The organism is Coleofasciculus sp. G1-WW12-02 (assembly GCF_040219735.1).
Classification (GTDB): Bacteria; Cyanobacteriota; Cyanobacteriia; order Cyanobacteriales; family Coleofasciculaceae; genus Coleofasciculus.
Map to the genome: position 1 here is coordinate 1 of NZ_JAVJRX010000177.1, position 23,182 is coordinate 23,182.

The 23,182-nt window shown below is 45.2% G+C and carries 11 protein-coding genes, 1 tRNA gene and 1 pseudogene; 8 read left to right on the plus strand and 5 right to left on the minus strand.

The features are described from left to right. Positions 1-228: 228 nt before the first annotated feature. A complete protein-coding gene (locus tag RID09_RS27525) occupies positions 229-1,221 on the minus strand; it encodes a ribose-phosphate pyrophosphokinase (protein WP_446339103.1) in 993 nt (330 codons plus the stop codon). 631 nt (positions 1,222-1,852) lie between these two features. Between RID09_RS27525 and RID09_RS27530 the strand changes: the two genes are divergently transcribed. The 3 genes from RID09_RS27530 (at position 1,853) to RID09_RS27540 (ending at position 8,996) form a co-directional block, all read left to right on the plus strand. Next, positions 1,853-3,802, plus strand: a complete 1,950-nt coding sequence (locus RID09_RS27530; protein ID WP_446339104.1) for a protein kinase domain-containing protein — start codon at positions 1,853-1,855, stop codon at positions 3,800-3,802. A gap of 43 nt (positions 3,803-3,845) precedes the next feature. Next, positions 3,846-4,523 (plus strand): dethiobiotin synthase, encoded by a 678-nt coding sequence (gene bioD, locus RID09_RS27535; RefSeq protein ID WP_446339105.1) that lies wholly within the window; start codon positions 3,846-3,848, stop codon positions 4,521-4,523. 303 nt (positions 4,524-4,826) lie between these two features. Then, a complete protein-coding gene (locus RID09_RS27540) occupies positions 4,827-8,996 on the plus strand; it encodes a PAS domain S-box protein (RefSeq protein WP_446339106.1) in 4,170 nt (1,389 codons plus the stop codon). A gap of 202 nt (positions 8,997-9,198) precedes the next feature. Here the strand turns inward: RID09_RS27540 and RID09_RS27545 are convergent. Then, positions 9,199-9,273: pseudogene (locus RID09_RS27545) on the minus strand (excalibur calcium-binding domain-containing protein); the annotation flags it as partial. Positions 9,274-9,288: 15 nt separating this feature from the next. Continuing rightward, on the minus strand, positions 9,289-10,485 hold the full coding sequence (locus tag RID09_RS27550; RefSeq protein WP_446339107.1) for an RNA-guided endonuclease InsQ/TnpB family protein: 1,197 nt from the start codon (positions 10,483-10,485) through the stop codon (positions 9,289-9,291). Positions 10,486-10,635: 150 nt separating this feature from the next. On the opposite strand from RID09_RS27550, the gene RID09_RS27555 reads away from it, so the two are divergent. The 3 genes from RID09_RS27555 to RID09_RS27565 all read left to right on the plus strand — a co-directional run bounded on the left by RID09_RS27555 (position 10,636) and on the right by RID09_RS27565 (position 18,730). Continuing rightward, complete coding sequence (locus RID09_RS27555) at positions 10,636-10,884, plus strand: hypothetical protein (protein ID WP_446339108.1); 249 nt, start codon at positions 10,636-10,638, stop codon at positions 10,882-10,884. 105 nt (positions 10,885-10,989) lie between these two features. Further along, on the plus strand, positions 10,990-12,201 hold the full coding sequence (locus tag RID09_RS27560; protein ID WP_446339109.1) for a M20 family metallopeptidase: 1,212 nt from the start codon (positions 10,990-10,992) through the stop codon (positions 12,199-12,201). Positions 12,202-12,424: 223 nt separating this feature from the next. Next, on the plus strand, positions 12,425-18,730 hold the full coding sequence (locus RID09_RS27565; RefSeq protein WP_446339110.1) for a CHAT domain-containing protein: 6,306 nt from the start codon (positions 12,425-12,427) through the stop codon (positions 18,728-18,730). A 168-nt stretch (positions 18,731-18,898) separates the two neighbouring features. On the opposite strand, the gene recQ is transcribed toward RID09_RS27565, so the two are convergent. Then, positions 18,899-21,028 (minus strand): DNA helicase RecQ, encoded by a 2,130-nt coding sequence (recQ, locus tag RID09_RS27570; RefSeq protein ID WP_446339111.1) that lies wholly within the window; start codon positions 21,026-21,028, stop codon positions 18,899-18,901. A 252-nt stretch (positions 21,029-21,280) separates the two neighbouring features. Between recQ and RID09_RS27575 the strand changes: the two genes are divergently transcribed. Beyond that, complete coding sequence (locus RID09_RS27575) at positions 21,281-21,565, plus strand: DUF427 domain-containing protein (protein ID WP_446339112.1); 285 nt, start codon at positions 21,281-21,283, stop codon at positions 21,563-21,565. Positions 21,566-21,733: 168 nt separating this feature from the next. Here RID09_RS27575 and RID09_RS27580 read toward each other — a convergent pair. After that, positions 21,734-21,820: transfer RNA gene (locus RID09_RS27580), tRNA-Ser, on the minus strand. A 177-nt stretch (positions 21,821-21,997) separates the two neighbouring features. Here RID09_RS27580 and RID09_RS27585 point away from each other — a divergent pair. Further along, entirely contained in the window at positions 21,998-23,086 is a 1,089-nt protein-coding gene (locus tag RID09_RS27585; RefSeq protein WP_446339113.1) for an RNA-guided endonuclease InsQ/TnpB family protein, read from the plus strand. The last annotated feature ends 96 nt before the right edge of the window (positions 23,087-23,182 follow it).

Genomic DNA, 23,182 nt, shown 5'->3' on the forward strand with positions numbered 1-23,182 from the left:
ACTATAAACGGACGTGGAGAGGGTGTAAGACCTCATTTGGAGGCAACCTTCAGCGAAGCGTCAACCCCAATCAGCGACCACCCCTAAAAAGGTGGCGTGGTGAGGAATCCCCCGCGCTCTTTAGCCGGGGGAGGATGTCAAGAGTCTCAGGATAACGGAAGAGCGCGGTGACATCCTCTCCTCACCACGCCGTAGGGGTTTGGTAACCAAACCCCTACTGAATGGGGGTTAACTAAACATGCTGCTTACTGAACTATCTTCATGAATGCGCCAGATGGTTTCTCCCAGCAAGTTGGCGACCGAAAGCACTGTAAGCTGCTTAAAGTAATTGTCTTGGGCAATTGGAATTGTATTGGTGACAATCACTTCCTCAAAGATTCCACTAGAGAGGCGTTCAATCGCAGGTGGCGAAAAGACCGCATGAGTAGCACAAGCATACACTTGCCGCGCTCCCTCTTGACGCAGAATTTTGGCACCTGCAGCAATCGTCCCCGCCGTGTCTATCATGTCGTCTACCAAAACAGCCGTTTTGCCGTTGACATCTCCAATCACATTCATGACTTCTGCGACATTATGCGCTTGCCGTCGCTTGTCAATAATCGCTAAGGGCGCATCATTGAGCTTTTTGGCAAAAGCCCTGGCTCTCGCTACCCCTCCTACGTCGGGGGAAACAACCACCAGATCAGGTAATTGCTTGCTTGCCAGATACTCCAAGGTTACTGGAGAGCCGTAGACATGATCGAAGGGAATATCGAAATACCCTTGGATTTGGGCAGAGTGCAAGTCCATGGCTAACACCCGATTCGCGCCCGCCTCAGTAATCAAATTTGCCACTAATTTAGCGGTAATTGACTCCCGTCCTGCGGTTTTGCGATCGGCTCTAGCATAACCATAATATGGAATAACAGCAGTAATCTGCCGTGCGGATGCTCGCCGACAGGCGTCAATCATAATCAGCAACTCCATCAGGTTGTCGTTTACCGGATGGCAACTGGGCTGAATTAGGTAAACGTCGCACCCACGGATGGATTCTTGAATTTGGATGTATAACTCGCCATCCGCAAATCGTTTGCGAACCATCGGTCCGATGTCCATGCCCAAATAGCGAGCAACCTCTTGTGCCAGTGGCACATTGGCAGACCCTGAAAACAGTCGGAGACGATTATTATCCGCGATTAGCGGCAGCGTAGGCTGAAGCGTTAACGTTGCAGAACGGCTCACAGCAGACCCTCGAAGCTCATTTCAAGGCAATCTTAACATTTGCTGTTCTCTATCGTTCTACTATTTCTCATAAATTGACAAATCGGGCAATCGTAATCCTTGCCGCCAAGCCCAAAGATACCACTGGTTTTAGATTTGCTGCTTTGGGATGCTGCCTAAGTTGTTCATTTCATCCATTTGACGCAGTAGTTTTTCCATCGAATTGACTGAAATATGCAATTATTAATCAAACTCATCCAAACAGGCTGAATAATTATTTCTTTTTTTATAAACTCGTGAGCCTTAAAATAAATCAGTCAAAAGCCGGAGGCGGGACAAACCCACTTGAGTAAGTCCCTCGACACCTAGAGCTATAAGCTGTTCGGCATTTAAACCTTAATGTCAATAATGGCTCTCATCTTTGGTGGGCGAACATCTTGCTCGTTACTAATACCCCATTTAAATGCATGACAGCTTAGCCAAATGCCCACAATCGGGAAAAAGCGACTAGCCCTAGGGATAGCTTAGCCTAGGTACGTCACATAAAATAAATGTAATAAATGCCAGGAAGTGACCTTCTTCTCATAGAATTTATAGTTGTAGACGAGGAACTCACCATCCTGTTTTCCCCTAAACTCCAATTCACAAGCTCATGGAACAACCGATCGCCTCTGGAACTATTCTGCAAGCCCGTTACCACTTGATCCGGGTTCTGGGTCAAGGGGGATTCGGTCGCACTTACCTCGCGGAAGACCTGAATCGGTTTAAAGAACTCTGTGTCCTCAAAGAATTAATTCCGCCTCAGATGGAAGCCTATACCTTGGAGAAGTCCAAAGAACTCTTCCAACGGGAGGCAACTACCCTCTATCAAATTAAACACCCTCAAGTCCCCGAATTTCGAGCCACCTTTGAGCAGGATGGACGGTTGTTCTTGGCACAAGACTATGTTGAGGGGAAAACCTATCGAGAGTTACTCAATGAGCGCTTAGAAGGCTTGGCGGGCAATCCCACACTGGGCTCGGAATCTGTGGGTATTCCGACGCCACCTCAGAGTACGCATAAGGGAAACCCTGTCTTCTCAGAAGCCGAAGTTAAGCAGCTACTACAGCAATTATTACCCGTACTAGAACATATTCACAGCAAGGGAATCATCCACCGCGATATTACTCCCGATAATATTATTCTGCGCGAGGGCGACAAACTCCCCGTATTAATTGACTTCGGTGTGGTCAAGGAGCTCGCTACCCGTTTGCAGTCGCCGGATATGGCAACCCCAGCCACAACAGTGGGGAAACTCGGCTATGCCCCCAGCGAACAAATTCAAACGGGCAAATCCTATCCCAGTAGTGACCTCTATTCCCTGGCGGTAACCGCCGTTGTCCTACTGACAGGCAAAGAACCTAGGGAATTACTGGATAATACCCAATTAACCTGGAACTGGCAACGATGGGTTAGTGTGAGTGACGAATTTGCCCGGATTCTGAACCGGATGCTAAGTTATAGACCAGGCGATCGCTACTCATCTGCAACAGATGTATTACAAGCCCTGCAATCTCCGCCTCCCCCAGCCGCCTCTACACCCGAACCAAACGCCAATGTCTCACGTATGGCAACAGTAGCCGTGGGACGACCTCCAGAACCGCAAAGGACACCAGCCAGAACAGCAGCAGCGTCAGAACCCGTAATTCCGGAACCCGATAGTGACTCGATTTGGGAAAAACCTGGGGTTATTGTGGGAATTGGTACAGTACTGGCTTTGACGGTATTGTTGGGTTCTTGGGCAATCTTTAGCCGATTAAGAGAAGAACCGACTTCCCCAGAAATAATTGGAGCGTCTCCTTCCCCCACTGAAACTGAATCACCGTCTCCTTCTCCCACTGCAACAGAGTCCCCTTCACCCTCACCTACTCCCACCCTACCCCGAACCTATAGTCAGACTCTGGCTCTGTCTGTTGGTGAACAACGTTCTATAGAACGCTCATTACAGCCGAATGCGATTGTAAACTACCAGATTCAGGCAGAACAAAACCAGACCTTGGAGGCATTTATTCCCACCGAAGGTGTCTACATGACTGTCCTCGGACCCGATGATCAACCGGTGGGCAATCGCGCCACACGGGTGCAGCAATGGCGAGGTCAACTCCCCTTTAGCGGGGAATACACAGTTCAATTAAGTTTAATTCCGGGACTTCCAGAAACCGATTACCAACTTAATTTAAACTTAACTGAATCTCCCCGACCCACACCTTCGCCCACACGAAGTCCGTCTCCATCTCCCTCGCCTTCTCCTTCTCCCACTTACGAAACCGAACAGCTCGTAATTCCCCAAGAAGAACAAGCAATTCAGTTTCAAGGTCAAACCGCACCGCAACGGGTAAAACGGTATCGCGTTAATGTGGAATCCAATCAGCAATTAGCGGTAGAAGTTATTCAAGGGAATGTCACGTTAAATATCCGCAATCCCAATGGTCAGCTTGTCGAAGATGCCTCAAATGTAAACTTTTGGCAGGCACAATTGCCTCAAGGAGGTAACTACATTATTGATGTGATTGCTCAAAGACCAACCAATTTTACACTAGGTGTCAGTCTCACTAATCCTTAGTTCAAAGTCAAACAAAGGACAAAAGACAAAGGATGAATGACTAATGACCAAGACATTACTGATTACAGGTACAAATACCGATTCGGGCAAAACGGTATTGACCACTGCCCTCGCCGCCTATTGGCAAACCTATTATCCGCAAAAACGTCTGGGAATTTTTAAACCCATTCAAACGGGAACAGGGGATTGGGAACATTATCACCAGTTATTTAACCTGGATCAAACCCCTCAAGACATTGCCCCTTTACAATTTAAGCACCCTGTCGCCCCGCCCGTCGCGGCAGAACGGGAAGGACGACCGCTAGAATTAAAAATAGTCTGGCAGGCATTAAATCGCCTCCAGCAGCAACGGGACGTGGTGTTAGTTGAAGGACTAGGAGGACTCGGTTCACCTGTAACCCATGAGTTAACCGTGGCAGATATTGCCAGAGATTGGAAACTACCCAGCGTGATTGTGGTGCCTGTGGAACTAGGCGCGATCGCACAAACGGTGGCAAATGTTGCCTTAGCACGTCAGTCGGGCGTTCTCCTTAAAGGAATCGTCCTCAATTGTGTTCAGCCTCGTTCAGCCACAGATATTGCCGATTGGACACCCATTGAGTTGATTCAGTCGCTGACACAGGTTCCCATTTTAGGTATCTTGCCCCATTTAACTGATCCCACTGACCTGAGCAAACTAGCTCAAGTGGCATCTGAGTTAGAAATAGAGCGATTGTTCTAGTATCAAGGAAAATCCTGGTGCTGTTTTAAGAATTCACGCAAATCTATTGAAATACCTGAAGTTCTGTAACAGGTATATCAACATAATGGCGAATATCAAGGAAAATTGGAAAACTACTAACTACTTTTTCCAGGTAATCACCCATTCCCAATAATTCCCTGGGTCATCTACGTGATCTATTCTTTTAATCAATCCATGATTAAGCAGCTTGACATTTAATATCCCTACCCATCTTAGTCCAGTTAAGGGCTAATGACCCATAACAAATGACCCATAATCAAATGACCCATAATCAAATGACCAATGACCACCCTAACGTCTGCGATTGACCGCTATCCGCTGACGGTTACGCCAGACACCTGTCTGTGCGACGTAATCGCCCTCCTCAATCAAGGCACTTACTCCTGCCCATTTCCATCTGGGACAGGACTTTTGGGTTCAAGTCATAGCGATGGAACAGATGGGAGCTGTGTCTTAGTCATAGAAGGCGAGGAGTTAGTTGGGGTGATAACATCGCAGGATTTGGTTCAAATTATAGTATCAGGAAGCCCCCTAGAAAGTCTTCATGTTGCCGAAGTGATGACTCGGCAAGTGATTACACTCAAGCAATCTGAGTTACCCGATGGTTGGCGAATTCTAAATTTATTTGAATACCACGGTATTCGTCACTTACCCGTGGTCAATGATCAACATCAATTGGTAGGAGTTGTGACGCCTGAAAGCCTGCATCATGTTTTGCCATGCACTGATCTGTTGAAAAGGCGTCGAGTCGCAGACGTGATCACACCCGAATTTATTCATGTTTCCCCCACAAACTCCGTGCTAACTATAGCACAACGGATGGCAGAATATAGAGTTAATTATGTAGTCATTGCAGAACAACAGGAAAACAGGATCTCTGAGCGGATAGATTCGTCAGATCCAGCCGATTCAAAACCATTTCTATTCCCCATTGGTATCATTACCGAACAAGATATTCTCCAATTTCAGGCATTGGCACTTGATTTAAGCTTACCAGCTCATACATTGATGAGTTTTCCACTACTGTGCGTGAGTCTAGAAGAGTCGTTATGGAAAGCCTATCATAAAATGCAGCAGTGGCGAGTACAGCAATTAGGAGTCTGTAGCCATCAAGGAGAATTGTTGGGTATGGTTACTCAAAGCAGTATCTTACAAACCCTTGATCCAGCACATTTGTATGGCGTTATTCAAGACTTACAGCAGCACCTGAGTCAACAGGATCAAATTATTGCCTCACTCCAAGCTGAAAATCGGCAGCTGCGAAAAAATAGCGATGGGGAAGATGAGGGCGAGTTTAGTAACATCAGGGTTAGAAATAACAGTAGTAGTCAAACCCACCCTGACAGACGGGCTATGGCAGGTGTGATTCCTCAAAACGCAGACGATAAAATAGAAAACTCCTGGGATCAAGTAATACCCATGGAACTGAGGGAGTGCCAACAAGCGCAAGGGATTCTCCAAAATTTAAACCGTATTCTCAAAACTCTGAGTGAATCCCACCGAATCTTGGTGAGTGCAACCCAAGAATCTGAGTTATTCCAGAATATTTGTCGGCTGATTGTGGAGGTAGGAGGTTATCAGGGAGCTTGGGTTGACTTAATAACTGATGATATGTCCCAAAGGGTGCAACTTGGGGTTGGGTTTGAAGCGTTAAAAAAGAAAGAAGGTAAAGAAGAAAATATTTTAATTAAGGAACAAGTTGGTAAGGTAGAAGGATATAATCAAGGTTTAGCCGAACATAGTAATAGGAGCCAAAAAACATCAGATATAAAACATCAGACACAAGGATATGAACCGAATAATTCTGATAATAACCCTGATCTAAAACAATTGATTATGCCTGGGGTAAACGAATCTTCAGGTGAGTCTCCTATCGATAGAGTTCTGCAAACTGGACAACCGATAGTTTGTCGCCATATTCATACTGATCCGAAGTTTACACCCTGGCGATCGCATGGTTTACAGCAGGGCGATGAAACTCTAATTATCCTGCCATTACAGGTTAAAGATCAACTGTTGGGTGTGTTGACTATCTACGCAGTGAACTCTGGAGCATTTGCGCCGGAAGAGGTGCAGTTATTGAAAGAATTAGCCAATGATTTAGCCTCCGGTATTGAAGCTTTACACATCCGCCTTGCCCGTGAACAAGCTGAAGCCGAATTATGTCAGTTAAATCAGCAACTCGAAAATCGTGTGCAACAGCGCACGGCTCAACTTCAAGAAATTCAGGAGCGTGAAGGGATAGAAGCCGCATTACAGCAGGAGTTTGATTTATTATCCCGGGTTATGGAAACCAGTCCTGTGGGAATCGTCTGGGTGAATCCTCAGGGACAAATTATGCTGATTAACCATCAGGCGGAGCAGATTTTAGGTCTAAAGTTGGAAAATATTTACCCCCATTTTCAAGATAAGCTGACTTGGCAAAATCAAGATAAGCAAAGGAATTTAAGTAAGAATAACTGTTTACCATTCTGGCATTTGGTGCAAACCGAGCAGACGGTTAATGACCTGCACTATACCATTGAACGAGATGATGGACGCCAAGTGTTACTGTCAATTAACGGAACATCGTTATTTAACCAAACGGGTCAGTTAAAGGGTGTCGTCTTTACTGTTGATAATGTTACCGAAAAAGTCAGGGCAGAGGAGGAACTGCGACAAAGCGAAGAACGATTTCGGACAGTTGCTAACTTTACCTATGACTGGGAGTATTGGCTTAACCCGGACGCTCAGTTTATTTATGTATCTCCTTCCTGTGAACGGATTACGGGGTATTGTGCTGATGAATTTCTCCAGGATGCGAGTTTATTGGAGTCGATCATTCATCCAGAGGATCGAGAAAAATTTGCCCAGCATAGGTGTGCCACGGCGGTGAATCAGAGAGTCTCAGGAATTGATTTTCGCATCCTGACTAAAACCGGAGAATTGCGTTGGATCTCTCATATTTGCCAATCTGTGCAAAGTGCTGAGGGAGATTGGTTGGGAATACGAGCGAGTAATCGGGATATTACAGAACGAAAACAAGCCGAGGAAGCGTTGCGAGAGAGTGAAAAACGTTTCCAGAGTATGTTTGATCAAGTTGCTGTAGGAATTGTGCAAGCCACTTTATCGGGTCAGTTTTTGTGGGTTAACCAAAAGTTTATTGATTTAGTTCAGTATAGTGCAGAGGAACTGCAAAACAAGACGTGCAAAGACATTACTCACGCTGATGATGTTGACCAGGAACTTAGTTGCCTGGATCAGTTATTGGCAGGAGAAATTGATACCTTCTCCCGTGAAAAATGCTATATACGTAAAGATGGATCTGAGGTTTGGGTGAATTTAAGTGGATCGCTGATACGGGATAGTAAGGGTGAACCGAAATCTTATATTGGTGTGGTGCAAGATATCAGCGATCGCAAACAGGCACAATCAGCGTTGCAGAGACTGAATGAACAACTGAAAGGGCGGGTAAGTGAACTAGGTATCCGCAACCGAGAAATGGTGTTATTAGGGGAATTGAGTGACTTTCTCCAAGCCTGTTTAACGGTTGATGAGGCATATCACGCGATCGCGACGTTGGTTGCTCCCTTATTTCCAGGGAGTTCGGGTGGAGTATTCGTGATTAATCCCTCTGAGAATTGGGCAGAAGCCATGGCAACTTGGGGAACCGCTTTGGCGAGTCAGACGCTGTTTTCGCCTAAGGCATGTTGGGCATTACGTCGGGGACGTCCCCATTGGGTAAACCAGCCACAATCAGGTTTACGCTGTCCTCATATTCACTCACACATCTCTCCCTTAGAATCCTTTTGTGTGCCAATGATGGCACAGGGAAAAGCGTTGGGAATTTTATATATTAGTTCGCAACAACCGGGACAATTGACGGAGGCGAAACAACGGTTAGCCCTAACGGTGGCGGAACATTTAGCCCTGTCATTAGCGAATTTAAAATTACGGGAAACGCTGTCTCAACAGAGTATTCGAGATGCGTTGACTGGGCTATTTAATCGGCGTTATATGGAAGAGTCTTTAGAGCGGGAAATTCATCGGGCGCAGCGTCATCAGCGACCGATGGGGATTATTATGTTGGATATTGATCATTTTAAACATTTTAACGACACCTTTGGTCATGAAGCCGGGGATATTGTTTTACGAGAATTAGGCATATTTTTACAACGAAATGTTCGGGCGTCGGATATTGCTTGCCGTTATGGGGGTGAGGAATTAATGCTAATTTTGCCAGATGCTTCACTTGCTGATACGAAGCAACGGGCAGAACAAATTCGCCAAGATGTTAAGGATTTGCAGATCGAGTATCACCATCAACTTTTAGATGCGATCGCGATTTCTGTGGGCGTGGCGGCGTTTGCTGAACATGGTTCCACGGCGGAGGAATTGATCTCGGCGGCGGATCGGGCGCTTTACCAAGCTAAAGCCCAAGGGCGCGATCAGGTGGTTGTAGCAAGTAGCTAGAGCGGCGGGGATGGAAATACTTGAGCAGCTTCGTAGATACGATGAAGCAGAGGGAGCAGAGGGAGCTGGGGGATTTTGCTTAGAGACTGTACCTGATTAACCCCCAAATCTGCTTTAATTGGGGAGATCTACCGATAATCTCTCAACAAAACCCGCCCTTGGTGATAATTTGCGATCAGGATTTATTTGTATGCCCGTTTGCTCACGGTAAAGATTCACACGCTACCCCATCATTATCCTGGTCGAGTCTATGGATATCACCACTAGAGGCAAATGCTTGACACTCTCCGCCCTATAAGGACAGAGATTCTTCGTTCATAGACCTGACTTGCCCTGACAGGATTTCTCCAATCAAGGTAGCGGTCGAGTCTCCAGAAGCGTAAGTTCCGACATGCCCTGCCGTACTTAAGGCTAATTTCAGAATATTGATAGCTGCATTCCAATCCCTGTCCAAGATACACCCACATTGACAGACATGGGTTCTAGTGGACAAGGACTTCTTAACTATCGTGCCGCAGCTAGAACATTCCTGGGAGGTGTAGGCAGGATTAACCGCAATGGTTATTTTGCCGAACTTAACCCCGAAATACTCTAGCCATTTTCTGAATTGATACCAACCTGCATCACTAATCGATTTGGCTAAACAATGATTCTTGACTAAGTTTTTGATTCTCAAGTCTTCGTAAGCCACCAAATCATTAGATTGGATTACGCAACGTGCCATTTTCTTGGCGTGTTCTTCACGCTGCCTACTTATCTTGAGGTGTTTTATTCCTAGCCGATTAATGGCTTTTTTTCGGTTGGCTGAGCCAATTTCCGTGTGTGAAACTCGTCTTTGAAGGAACCCTAGACGTTTTTCACCTTCTCGGTAAAAGCGAGGGTTGGGTTCTTTGTGACCGTTACTATCGGTATAGAACTCTTTGAGTCCTACGTCTAATCCGATAGCTTTGCCTGTTGGCTGAACTTCGACTTTGTTCTCAGCATTAACCAAGAATTGTACATAGTAGCCATCGGCACGACGAACCAACCGCACTCGCTTAATTTGAGCAAGCTGATAGAAGTTTAAGTCATAAGTTCCTTTGAGTTTAAGCTTGCCAATCTCTTTCTTGTCTGTGAATGTTATATGTTTGCGGTTTTCCGACAATTTCCATCCTGATGTTTTGTATTCAACAGAACGGGAATTTTTCTTGAACTTTGGATAACCCTTCTTTCCCGGAATAGATTTTCTACAATTGCTGTAGAATCGGGCAATTGACGAATATGCTCTTTCAACAGCCGTTTGACAAGCATGAGAGTTTAAGTCCTTGACAAAAGAAAACTCAGCTCTTAACGATGTATTGTGACGATACAGATCTTTTTGCCCAACGCCTTCATTGTCCATCCAGTAACGGATGCACTTATTGCGGACAAATTGAGCGGTTAAGATCGCCTCATCAATCGCTAAATATTGAGCTGTCTTACCTTTAGCCTTAAACTCAAAAACTAACATTTGACGTGAAGACTTTTACAGCAATATTATAACACAAAGCCGTCCTAAAAGGACGAGGCTTGAGACCCACTCTTTCCGGTCAGGATTATGAGAAGGGCAAAAGCTATCCCCGTGATGATCCAACGGACGAGAGGGTATGATGGATGATCAATGAACCCGACCATCGGCGGTAATAAAACAATACCAATTAGCAGCGCCATTAAAGCGGCGGGTGGGTGTATGGCAATTAGAATTACTCCAAATAGAAGAAAAAAGACTGATAAAACCCAAAGCGCTGCTTTTCCCAAAGGTTGCATAGTGGTAGCGTCTTGTATAGTGCTTAAGAAAATTTTACAGCCAAAAGGTGATCGCACCTCCAGCACTATCCCGACAAATCCCCTTTTTAAAGGGGGGCTTTGATTAGTTTATTGTTCCCCCCATAAGCTATTAAAGGAAGATATCTCCAGATTTGCTCCGGAGGCATCTTTGAGTCCTAGGTATAGTATTACAAGTTGTTAAACAATCATGGTTGTTACGTCTTCTACTCCCCCTACCGTTAACGGTTCTGAGATCCGACGTGAGATTCGCGCCCTGGAATCTCAGCTAGTCGAGTGGCGGCGGCGCTTGCACCAGCACCCGGAATTAGGGTTTACTGAACACCTAACCTCTGCATTTGTTTCCCAAAAGTTACAGGAGTGGGGAATTGAACATCAAACGGGTATTGCCCAAACCGGGATCGTTGCCATAATAAAGAGCGATCGCACAGGTCCGGTTTTAGCGATTCGGGCGGATATGGATGCTTTGCCCGTTCAGGAAGAAAATGATGTTCCCTACCGATCGCAACATGATGGAATTATGCACGCTTGCGGTCATGATGGACATACCGCGATCGCATTAGGTACAGCCTTTTATCTTTCCCAACACCGCCAAGACTTTGCCGGAACCGTCAAATTCATTTTTCAACCCGCTGAAGAAGGACCCGGAGGCGCTAAGCCGATGATAGAAGCTGGCGTCTTAAAAAATCCGGAAGTCGATGCTATGATTGGGCTACATTTGTGGAACAATTTACCCCTCGGAACAGTTGGCGTTCGCAGTGGTACCTTAATGGCAGCAAGCGAGCGATTTCAGTGTAAAATTTTAGGCAAGGGGGGACATGGGGCAATGCCCCATCAAACCCTTGACGCGATCGTTATCGGTACTCAAGTGGTCAACGCCTTGCAAACCATTGTGGCTCGTAATGTTGACCCAATTGATTCAGCTGTGGTTACAGTGGGAATGTTTCAAGCTGGTACAGCGTTTAATGTAATTGCTGACAGCGCCCATATTAGCGGCACAGTGCGGTATTTTAATCCACAATTAGGGGGTTATTTCAGCCAGCGCATCGAGCAAGTGATTGCAGGTATTTGTCAAAGCCACGGGGCGCAGTACGAACTAGACTACCAGCCGCTTTATCCGCCTGTAATTAATGACTCACAGATAGCCGAATTGGTGCGATCTGTAGCGGCAGAAATCGTCGAAACACCTACAGGAATTGTACCAGAATGCCAAACCATGGGCGGGGAAGATATGTCATTTTTCCTAGAGGCTGTACCGGGTTGCTATTTCTTTTTGGGATCAGCGAACCCCAGTAAAGATTTAGCCTATCCCCATCACCACCCCCGGTTTGATTTTGATGAAACTGTGTTAGCAATGGGAGTAGAACTATTTGTTCGCTGTGTTGAAAAGTTTTGCCAGTAATTCTCGGCATTCGGGAAACCTGACAATCTAGGGTGTGCCTGCCATATCAATCAAACGCGAAACCAGGGTAAGGTAACGAATTCAAGGCTTTTACGGCTTTTCCTTTGATCCTTTCCCTCGCGTGGATTCCCTGGGATGGGTGTATCTGTCCCCAACGAGTCCCACCATTGGCAAATCAAACCCTAGAAAATTATAGAGGAATTACCTCCCTCAGGAGAAGCCTATGTCAGCCCCCATCTACCTGAAAATACTCTCAACCCTAACCTTATGCCTAACCACCCTAGGGTTCATGTCATCGGGATTAACCCAACCTATTGTTTCCGATGACAGTACCGATACGATTGTGACTCCAGATGGCAACCGTTTCGATATTCAGGGGGGGAAATTGTCAGGAGATGGCGCGAATCTCTTCCACAGTTTTAGTGAGTTTGGCTTAGACTCTGGACAGATTGCCAATTTTTTATCCGACCCATCCATACAGAATATTCTCTCACGGATTACTGGCGGTGATCCATCGGTTATTAATGGGTTAATCCAAATCAGTGGCGGCACTTCTAATCTGTTTTTGATGAATCCGGCGGGTATTATCTTTGGCAATAATGCTCAATTAAACGTCCCCGCCGCGTTTACTGCTACAACGGCGACAGGTATTAGTTTGGGCGATAATTTATTTAATGCCACAGGGATTAATAATTATACGTCTCTGGTGGGAGAACCCAATGGCTTTGTCTTTAACACACCAGAACCAGGTTCTATTGTAAATACAGGAACCCTAGAAGTCGATTCTGGACAGAATCTCAGTTTAATTGGCGGTACGGTTGTGAGTACGGGTGAGTTAGTCGCCCCAGAGGGTCAAATTACCGTAGCCACAGTTCCTGGTAATCAATGGGTGCGGATTAGCCAAGCGGGAAATTTGTTGAGTTTAGAGGTTCCTGTGGCGGCGACGGCAGTTCCGTTTACGCCTCTTTCTCTTCCACAACTGTTAACGGGAGGAAACGTTAGTAACGCTACGGGTTTGTCGGTGAATGATCAGGGTGAAGTTGCCCTTACGGGTTCAGGAATTGCGATTGATAATGGTGATGTGGTTGCCAAGACGGTAACGGGGGGAACAGCGTTACTTTCAGCAGAGAATAATCTCACGTTGGTGGAGAGTCAGTTAACCACAACAGGTGATTTGCAACTATTGGCACAGGATACAGTACAGGTGCGGGATAGTGTGGTAAATCCATTTATTGCACAAGCGGGAGATAAGTTAATTGTTCAGGGGAACCAAAATGTTGATATCTTTGCCCTGAATCATCCTGCGAGTGGTTTCTTCTCTGGTGGGGATATGGTATTCCGTTCTAGTACTACGATAGGCGGAGATACTCACTACTCGACGGGCGGCAATTTTCTTATTGAACAATTGGATGGTAGTGCAGGAAATTTAGAGAGTCCCTATGATCCAGTTATTTTGGCTTCAGGAGATGTCAAATTGCAAGACTATACCGGCGCTTCACTGCATATTTTAGCGGGAGGTAGGGTAGAGCTAGGAATTGTCACAATTACTGGGACGGATTTAGAAAATAATACGATTAATCCTAATAACCCTAATTCCTTTCTGGCTAGTTTAGCTACTGTCCAGTTGTCCGATGGAACAATTATAGAAATTAATGGTAGTACTAGCCCAACGTTAGATATTAGAGCAGGTATTGACTGGATGGCTATAGGAGGAGATCCGGGGAATTTAGCGCCAGGAACACTAAAACCCACGTTTGAACCTGTCACGAATGCTAATATTCGTGTGGGCAATATTCGGATTGATCAGCCGAGTAGTAGAGTTTTATTAACCAATCAATACAATCCTAATAATTTACGTGGCAATATTCGATCAGGACAAATCGATGTAAGCAGTAATTCGGGTAATGCTGGATCGGTTGCTATTGACTCTCGTGGAGATACTAGAACTGGTCCCATTAGATCTAGAGCAAATGTGAGTGGTGATGGGGGTGATATTATCCTCAACGCCGAAAGCAATATTGAAATTGGCAACTCTGGTGGTAGTGATATCGATTCAAGAGGTGATAATGGAGGGAATATCACTCTTGATGCTGGTGGTACTATCAGGATGACGAATGCTCTTTCCCGAGGAAGAGAGACAGGAACTACGGGTGATGGAGGCGATATTACGATCGCCGCTAGAGGAAATATTAACAGTGGAAATATCCAGACGAGTGGTGCTAATGGTGGAAAAATCACAATCGATAGCGGTGGTGTAATTGACACCACTGGTCCGTTAAAAAATGAAGGAACAATAGAATCTTGTAGTAATATTGCCTGTGATGGTGCGGGTGAAAGTGGCAATATTGCTGTTCAAGCAACCACTATTATAACCCGGGGTATTCAGTCAAATGGTGACTTAGATGGTAACATTAGCCTGACAAGTAATGAAATTCAGCTTAAGCAAGCGGAAAATCCTGATGCAAGACCTGAATTACCCTTTATTGGGGGAACGGGTACTCTTCAATTTCAGCCATTGGATGGGGAAACAATAACTATAGACTCAGGAGGTAATGATCTAATCTTAGATAATCCTCTCCAGCTTGGGGGCAATGTCAGTTTCAATACGAGTGGTGGTAATGTTACCTTGAATGGCACAGTTGATGGAAATTATAATTTAAGTTTAAATACGGATACGGGTACAGCAACATTTAATGGTATTGTGGGTAGTCTCAATTCATTAAATGTTATCAGCACTGATGCTAATGGAAAAACGATCATCAATCATGATATAACCGCCAACCAGCTAGAATTTAATAATCGGGTAGAAGTGCTGTCAAATTCAACATTAACCTTGACACAAGGCGAGGTGCAGTTATCTCCGAGAATTGACTTTATGTCAAACCTTGAGTTAAAAGCTGATCTTGTTATAAGCACGAATGAAAATAGTCAAATCAACTTCAATAACACGGTTGATGGAACTCATGATTTGACTATATTAAACCCTGGGGTAACGAGCTTTTTCGGTGAAGTTGGCAGTATCACCCGTTTAAACACTATTAGTACAGATGAAGCGGGAACCACCCAAATTAATAAAAATATTACTGCTAATCAACTTGACATCCAAGATTCAGTAGAGGTGCTGTCTGACTTATCGTTAACGGCAGATAAAATTGACTTTGGTTCAACGATTACGGGGACAAATCGGAATCTGATTCTTCAATCTTCAAATACTGCTGATATATTTAGCCTAGCAGGATCAGAGAATTCCCAAGATGCAACTGGATTCCAGGATGGTTTTAAAAGTCTGACAATCCGCAATCTGAATAGTGATGGGCAAATTGATTTAAGCAATCTCACCTTCAGAGATCCGGTAAGGATTGAATTGCCTGATGGAGTGATAGCGATTAATGGCAATGTTAGTGGCACAGATGATGCTTCAATTACACTCAATAGCACAACTATTAACCTAAATGCTAATATCACTACTGAAGGCGGTGGTATAGCTTTTAATGCAGACAAGGTTGAACTGACTAATGACGTTACTCTCAACAGTCGTAGTAACCCGATTAGCTTTCAGGGTACAGTTGATGGTAATCATGATTTGACAATATTAAGTTCGGGTACAATCACCTTTGGCGGCGCGGTTGGTAGTGCTACCCCACTAGATACTCTCACCACAGATGCTGGTGGAATAACTCAACTCCAGGGAAACGTTACGGCAAATCGGTTGAATTTGCAAGATCCGGTAGATGTGCTATCCAATTTATCCCTAACCGCTGCAGCCATTGACTTGAACTCAATTGAGACAAGCACAAATAAAACGTTAACTCTTCAACCTCTAAATCCCAACCAAGACTTTAGTTTAAATGGTGGGATATTTAAAGACGGTTTTCCGACTATAACCATTGGTCGAGAATCAGGGGGTGGTACAATTACCCTGGATAATAATTTTACGTTCAGTGATCCCGTGACGGTTCAGTCGCCTAGGGGAGACATTGTTCTCAATGGTATACTGATGGGTGAGAACAATGCCGCGATTACCCTCAATGCTGCTACGACAACGCTTAATTCTAATATCATAACAGCAGGCGGTAATCTTACATTCTTAGGAGACAGGGTTAATTTAGGGGCTGATGTTGACCTGAATGCGGCAGGTGGTACGATCAGATTTGATGGTATCGTGGATGGCGATCGCGCTTTACGTCTCTTCAGTAGCGGAACCACGACATTCTCTGGTGCTGTGGGTAGTGTCACACCATTAAATAGTCTCACCACTGACGCCGGGGGAACCACCCAATTTAACCGAAATGTTACCGCGAGTCGTTTAAGCATCCAAGATACCCTCGCTGTCTTATCGGATTTATCCCTAACCGCATCAGAGATTACCTTGGGTGCAACGGTAACGGGCTCAAATACTAATCTGGTTTTGCAACCGCTGAATCCCACTCAAGACTTTACACTCACCGGAGGCGTGTTTGAAGAGGGGTTCCAGAGTCTCAGGATTGGAAGAGATAATGGCAGTGGCGCGATCGCACTCAATGGTAATCTCACGTTTAGTGACCCGGTGACTATCCTATCACCCATAGGTTCAGGTTCGATCACCGCTACAGGTACAATTACCGGATTCGATAATGCTACTGTTAGCCTTCAAGCAAATCAAGGGATTGACGTAAACGATATTACTGCAAATGCCGGAATTTCTCTCACCAGTAATCAGGCGACTGTCACGACTGGAAATCTGAATACATCAGGAGTGAATCGAGGCGGAGATACTACAGTAAAAGCCAAAACTGAGATTCAAGCCGGTGCAATCAATTCCAGTGCAACTCAGGGTAATGCTGGAAATGTCACATTAGATCCAGAAGGCGATATCGAAGTTGATTCGATTAATGCTCAAGGTGGAACAAACGGCAGGGGTGGTAACGTAGATATTACCACAGAACAATTTTTCCGAGCAACTGATACATTTGGCGATCGCACAGGTACAACAACCAGTATCTCCACCGCAGGCGGGAATGGAGGTGGATCAGTTACAATTCGCCATCAGGGAGGGCGAATTATCCCCTTCACCGTCGGGGAAGACTACAACGATATGAATGGTACCAGAGGCGCGATCGCGACAGGAAACGATAATCAAATTATCCAGGGTTCCTATCCCAATCCCTATACCCAGGGAATCGCACCAAGTCAGATTCAACTGATTACACCGGAAACCCAAAACCCAATCACGCCTGAATTTTCCCCCTCACAAAGACTGCTTCCCCAAGAAGAGTCGCCTTCAAAACTTCCAGTTGAAACCAGCTTACCATCTATAAGTATTGATACCCTATTTGGCACAATTGATTCGGCTTATACCCAAGAATTTGAATCCTATCTCGACAAATCAGGCACTCAAATTCTCACCCTAAGTGAGGCGCGTCAACTATTGCAAGATATTACCCAAGCAACAGGGGTCAAACCAGCATTAATTTATGTAATGTTTGTTCCCAATAGCATCTCTTCCTCATCGGCTACCCCCCAGGATAATGATCAGCTAGATCTCGTCTTAGTGACAGCCCAAGGAGAACCCATTCAGAAATCCATACCCATCACCCGCGCTGAAGTTTTACAAGTGGCGCAACAGTTTCAAGAAACGGTAACCAATGTCCGAGATGCTAAGAGTTACTTAGCCCCAGCGAAACAACTCTACGAATGGTTGATTACGCCATTGGAAGCTGACTTGCAAGCCCAAGGCATTCAAAACTTGGTGTTTGTTATGGATAAAGGTTTACGTTCTATTCCCGTAGCTGCCCTACACAACGAACAGCGATTTTTAATCGAGAATTATAGTGTAGGAATTATGCCCAGTTTAAGCCTCACCGATACCCGCTTCCAAAGTGTGAAAGATACCCAAGTACTGGCGATGGGGGCAGCAAAATTTAGCGATCAAAAGCCTTTACCCGCCGTTCCTGTGGAATTAGAAGTAATCACCCAAAAACTATGGCAAGGTCAATTTTTCCTGGATGAAGGCTTTACTCTAGATAATCTTAAAGCCCAACGAAAAAAACAACCCTTTGGCATTATTCACCTCGCCACTCATGCTGATTTTCGTCCCGGTGCGATCTCTAATTCCTATATTCAGTTATGGAATAGTAAGCTACGCCTTGATCAATTGCCAGAATTGGGGTGGAATAATCCCGCTGTAGAATTACTGGTACTCAGCGCCTGTCGGACTGCATTAGGGGATGAAAATGCTGAGTTAGGCTTTGCTGGATTAGCCGTGCAAGCGGGAGTAAAATCAACCTTAGCCAGTTTGTGGTACGTCAGTGATGAAGGCACATTAGCGCTAATGACCCAATTTTATAATCACTTAAAAACCGCTCCAATTAAAGCAGAAGCCTTACGACAGGTGCAAATCGATATGCTTAAGGGGCAAGTTCAACTGAAAAATGGTCAACTGATTACGTCTGCGGGAACGATTTTGTTACCTTCTGAACTGCCACAATCACAAGATTTTACCCATCCTTATTATTGGGCGTCTTTCACTATGGTGGGGAATCCGTGGTAAAAATAAGTCCCTTTTTATCTAGTACAAGGTGAGTGTGAATTGTGTAGGGGCTCACTTTCACCACTATCTCTTCGGTTGCAACCCGATGTTACTCGCGCCCGCCCCGACTCAGGTTTTAGACTTCAGCAACATTTAACCTAATCTAATGGTAAAAACAAGCATCAATCCTCAACTCTTCTCCCGAATCCACCACGATCGCACGAGGCGAATTTCATCATAACTATAATCCTCTCCCAACTGTTCCCGCAAGCTTCTCAGGGAGTTAGTGCCAACGTTCTGAATCGCTTGCAAGATTGGCTTTTGCCGTTCGACTGGCACCAATCGGTTTAAATCCACGGGTTGATTCTTTTCAATTAGCTCACTCAAATGAGTAAGAATAGTACTAGGAATATAACCCCGTCTTTCAGCAATTTCCTCTATACTCAATCCTTGCAGATACAGTTGTAAGGTGGTCATTTGACTATTTGAAGGCAGAGGTACGGGTAACTTTTGCTCCTGACAAAATTCTCTAACTTCCGAAACAAAGCGCTCTCCGTACTGAGTCAATTTATGAGCCGTTATACCTGATATTTGAGCAAAGTCCTCCAGAGTTTTGGGTTTGAGTTGTGCCATTAACTTCAGGCTAGAATCAGCGAAAATAACATAAGGCGGAACCGATTGAGTATCAGCAATTTGTTTACGTAGCTTTCGCAGTCTCTCAAACAGCAGTTCAATTTCTGCCGTTCTTGGATTAATATCCGATAAAGCCTTTGCCACTGGGGTTTGGGTAATTGCAATATTCACAGAACGTTGCTTGCGAAGAACTTCCCAACTCAGTTTATTCAGCTTCAGTACCCGATATCCATCCGTTGTTTCATCCATTAACCCCTGATGCAGGAGCGATCGCGCCAGCATTTTCCAAGCGTCAATGCTTTTATCCTTACCGATTCCATAAGTTGAGAGGAGGTGATGTCCATTCTGTTCCACCTTCTTTTTCTGTGAACCCCGCAGCACGTCAATAATGTGAGTCATACCAAACCGTTCTCGACAACGCGCCACACAGGACAAAAACTTTTGGGCTTCAATCGTCCAATCTTCAATCGGTTTAGGATGGCAACAGTTATCGCAGTTATGGCAATTTCCCTTAAACCGTTCGCCAAAATATCTGAGTAAAATGGTGCGGCGACAATCCGTTCCTTCTGCGTAGTCTCGTATTTGCTGTAACTGTTGACGGGCAACACGCTGTTCTTTAGGATCAGGTTTTTGATCAATAAAATAATCGAGTCGGGGAATATCACCTGGACTATAAAAAAGCGTACAATAAGCAGGTTCTCCATCTCGTCCTGCCCGTCCCGATTCTTGATAGTAACCTTCTAAATTTCGGGGTAAATCGTAGTGAATCACAAAGCGGACATCTGGTTTGTTGATTCCCATACCAAAGGCAATGGTTGCCACAATCACTTGTACGTCATCTCGAATAAAACGATTTTGATTTGTTGAGCGGTCAGTATCACTCATCCCTGCATGGTACGGTAAGGCAGAAATGCCATCTTTTTGCAGTCGAAAAGCCACTTCTTCAACGCTGCGACGACTGAGACAATAGATAATCCCTGAGCCTTTATAGGAATGAACTTTTTTGAAGAGTTGATTATAGCTTTGGCGCTGTTTGGGTTGAATTTCGTAGTAGAGGTTAGGGCGGTTAAAACTAGCAATATGGATACTGGCTTGCTTGAGATTGAGTTGTTGGACAATATCCTGCTGCACCCGCTTTGTGGCTGTAGCGGTAAGGGCTAGCATCGGGATATCGGGATACCGTTGGCGTAATTGTTGAATCTGCCGATATTCGGGGCGGAAATCATGTCCCCACGCCGAGACACAGTGCGCCTCATCAACAGCAAAGGCAGAAATTCCTACCTGCGATCGCACTTGCTCTAAAAAGGGTGCAAATCGCTCTCCCAGCAGGCGTTCTGGGGCGACGTAAAGCAGTTTAATCTTGCCCTTGAGGATCGCCAGTTCCCGCGATCGCACGGCGTCCCAACTCAGGGTACTATTGAGAAACGTTGCCCCAATGCCGTTATCCACTAAGGCATCCACTTGGTCTTGCATCAGTGCAATCAACGGCGATACCACCACCGTTAACCCCGGTTTGAGTAAGGCGGGTAATTGGAAGCACAGTGACTTACCGCCCCCTGTCGGCATAATAATCAGCAAGTCACGATTTTGAAGCGCTTCTTCAACGATTTGCTGCTGTCCTGGGCGGAAGGTATCATATCCAAAAAACTGCTTGAGGGCGTCCTCCAAGGATTGCAACTGATACATGATGGATGCTGTGGGCGCTTATGACCCAATCATTGTAACAACCTCAGGTGGACAGTGAGAAACGCCGATTGACAGCGTATTCCATGCACTCATTGTGCTTGGAGTCAACTCTCAACTTGAGCAACCCGGAGAAATTCAAGCAAAAATGTATCCAATAATACCAAACTTGGGGAGGATTTTTTCTGATTCCCCCACCCTTCTGTACCTTTACCTTCATAATAAGAATTAGAGACTTTATGAAGTAACGTAACAATGCCTAAAGCCATCTGGAACGACACGGTTCTCGCCGAGAGCGACAACTGTCAAATTGTAGAAGGAAATTATTATTTCCCCCCAGACTCGATTAATCAGCAGTATTTCAAGGAAAGCAGCACCCATACAAGCTGTCCTTGGAAGGGTCAAGCCAGTTACTATACCATCGAAATTGATGGGCAACAGAATAAGGATGCAGCGTGGTACTATCCCCAAGCAAAAGAGAAGGCGAAAAATATTGAGGGCTATGTCGCCTTTTGGAGAGGGGTGAAAGTTGAAGCGTAGCTAGTATTGGTTTGTATTTAACTCCCCCTTGATAATCCAGTCCGCCTGTGCGGACTTTGTTTTTGTTGGAAATTATGCTTTGTGGCGGCTTAATTAATCACTCTAAAGCTAAATCACAAGTCGCTGAATCTGTCAAGGTTTAATTCTAAATTCAGGTTAACGCTTCAACGGAGAGGGGGGGATTCGAACCCCCGATGGTTGTGACACCATAACAGATTTCGAGTCTGCCGCATTCAACCGCTCTGCCACCTCTCCAGGTCTTTGTTCTTATGATAGTAGCACTCATTGTTACTGAGTAGCATCTCAAAAGCGTCTCAAGGGCTTGTCTAATATTTTTTTAGCTCCCAATTTATGATTCTTCTGAAATGGCATTGTCAATATGAATATATATCGGTATACTAATATTATACACCCAGCAACCTTTACCGGATTATGCTTTTAGGGTTTAAGACGGAATTGAATTTAAACAACAAGCAGCGAACGGCACTAGCTAAACACGCTGGCGTTTCCCGTCATGCTTGGAATTGGGGTTTGGGATTGACTAAGCAGATACTCTTACACAACCAGGACACAAGAGAGGATAAAATTAAATTTCCCACTGGGATTGACCTGCACAAATGGTTGGTAGCGCTGGTTAAACCCATCTGCCCTTGGTACTATGAGGTGAGCAAATGCGCCCCTCAGTATGCGCTTAGGCAATTGGTTCAAGCCTGGAAAGATGCGTTCAACAAGAGCAAGAAACCACCTCGGTTTAAGCGCAAGGGAAAGCATGACAGTTTTACTTTAGATGGGTCAATCAAGCTTGATCACTTCAAGATTAGAGTTCCGGTTATTGGTTGGCTAAGAACCCACGAACGGCTACCTGTTCGGTTTGGACCCAAATCTGTGACCATATCTAGGACGGCTGACCGATGGTTCATCAGCTTTAAGCTGGAATATGAACCAATCAATCGCCCGAAGCCTCACCCTGTAGTGGGAGTAGACTTGGGAATCAAAGCATTAGCCGTCTTATCTACTGGAATCGTGGTAGAAGGCGCGTCTAGCTATCGCTTGTACTATAAAAAACTTTCACGGCTGCAGTGGCTAAATCGTCATAAACAGATTGGTTCGGTTAACTGGAGAAAAGCTCAAATCAAAATAGCCCGTTTGCACCGAAGGATAGCCAACATCAGAAAAGACACGTTGAACAAGCTCACATCCTATTTAGCCCAAAACCACAGCCGAATAGGAATAGAAAACCTGAACGTGTCCGGCATGATGGCTAATCACAAATTGGCGAAAGCTATCCAGGACATGGGCTTTTTTGAGTTCAAACGCCAGCTAGAGTACAAGTGTGAGTTGTACGGGTCAACTTTGGTTGTAGTAGACCGATGGTATCCCTCGACTAAAACCTGTTCAAGATGCCACACCGAAAAGGATGAAATGCCCCTATCTCAAAGAGTTTTCCGGTGTGACAATTGCGGGTTAGAACTTGAGCGCGATTTTAACGCCTCCATTAATTTGGAGATAGCCGCCAGTTAGGTGGTGGTAGCCTGTGGACTGGTTAAGTGCCGTCACTGCCAGAGTGAAGCAGGAAGTAAGCATCAAAGTTAGGTCTGACTAAGGTTGACCAGCTTT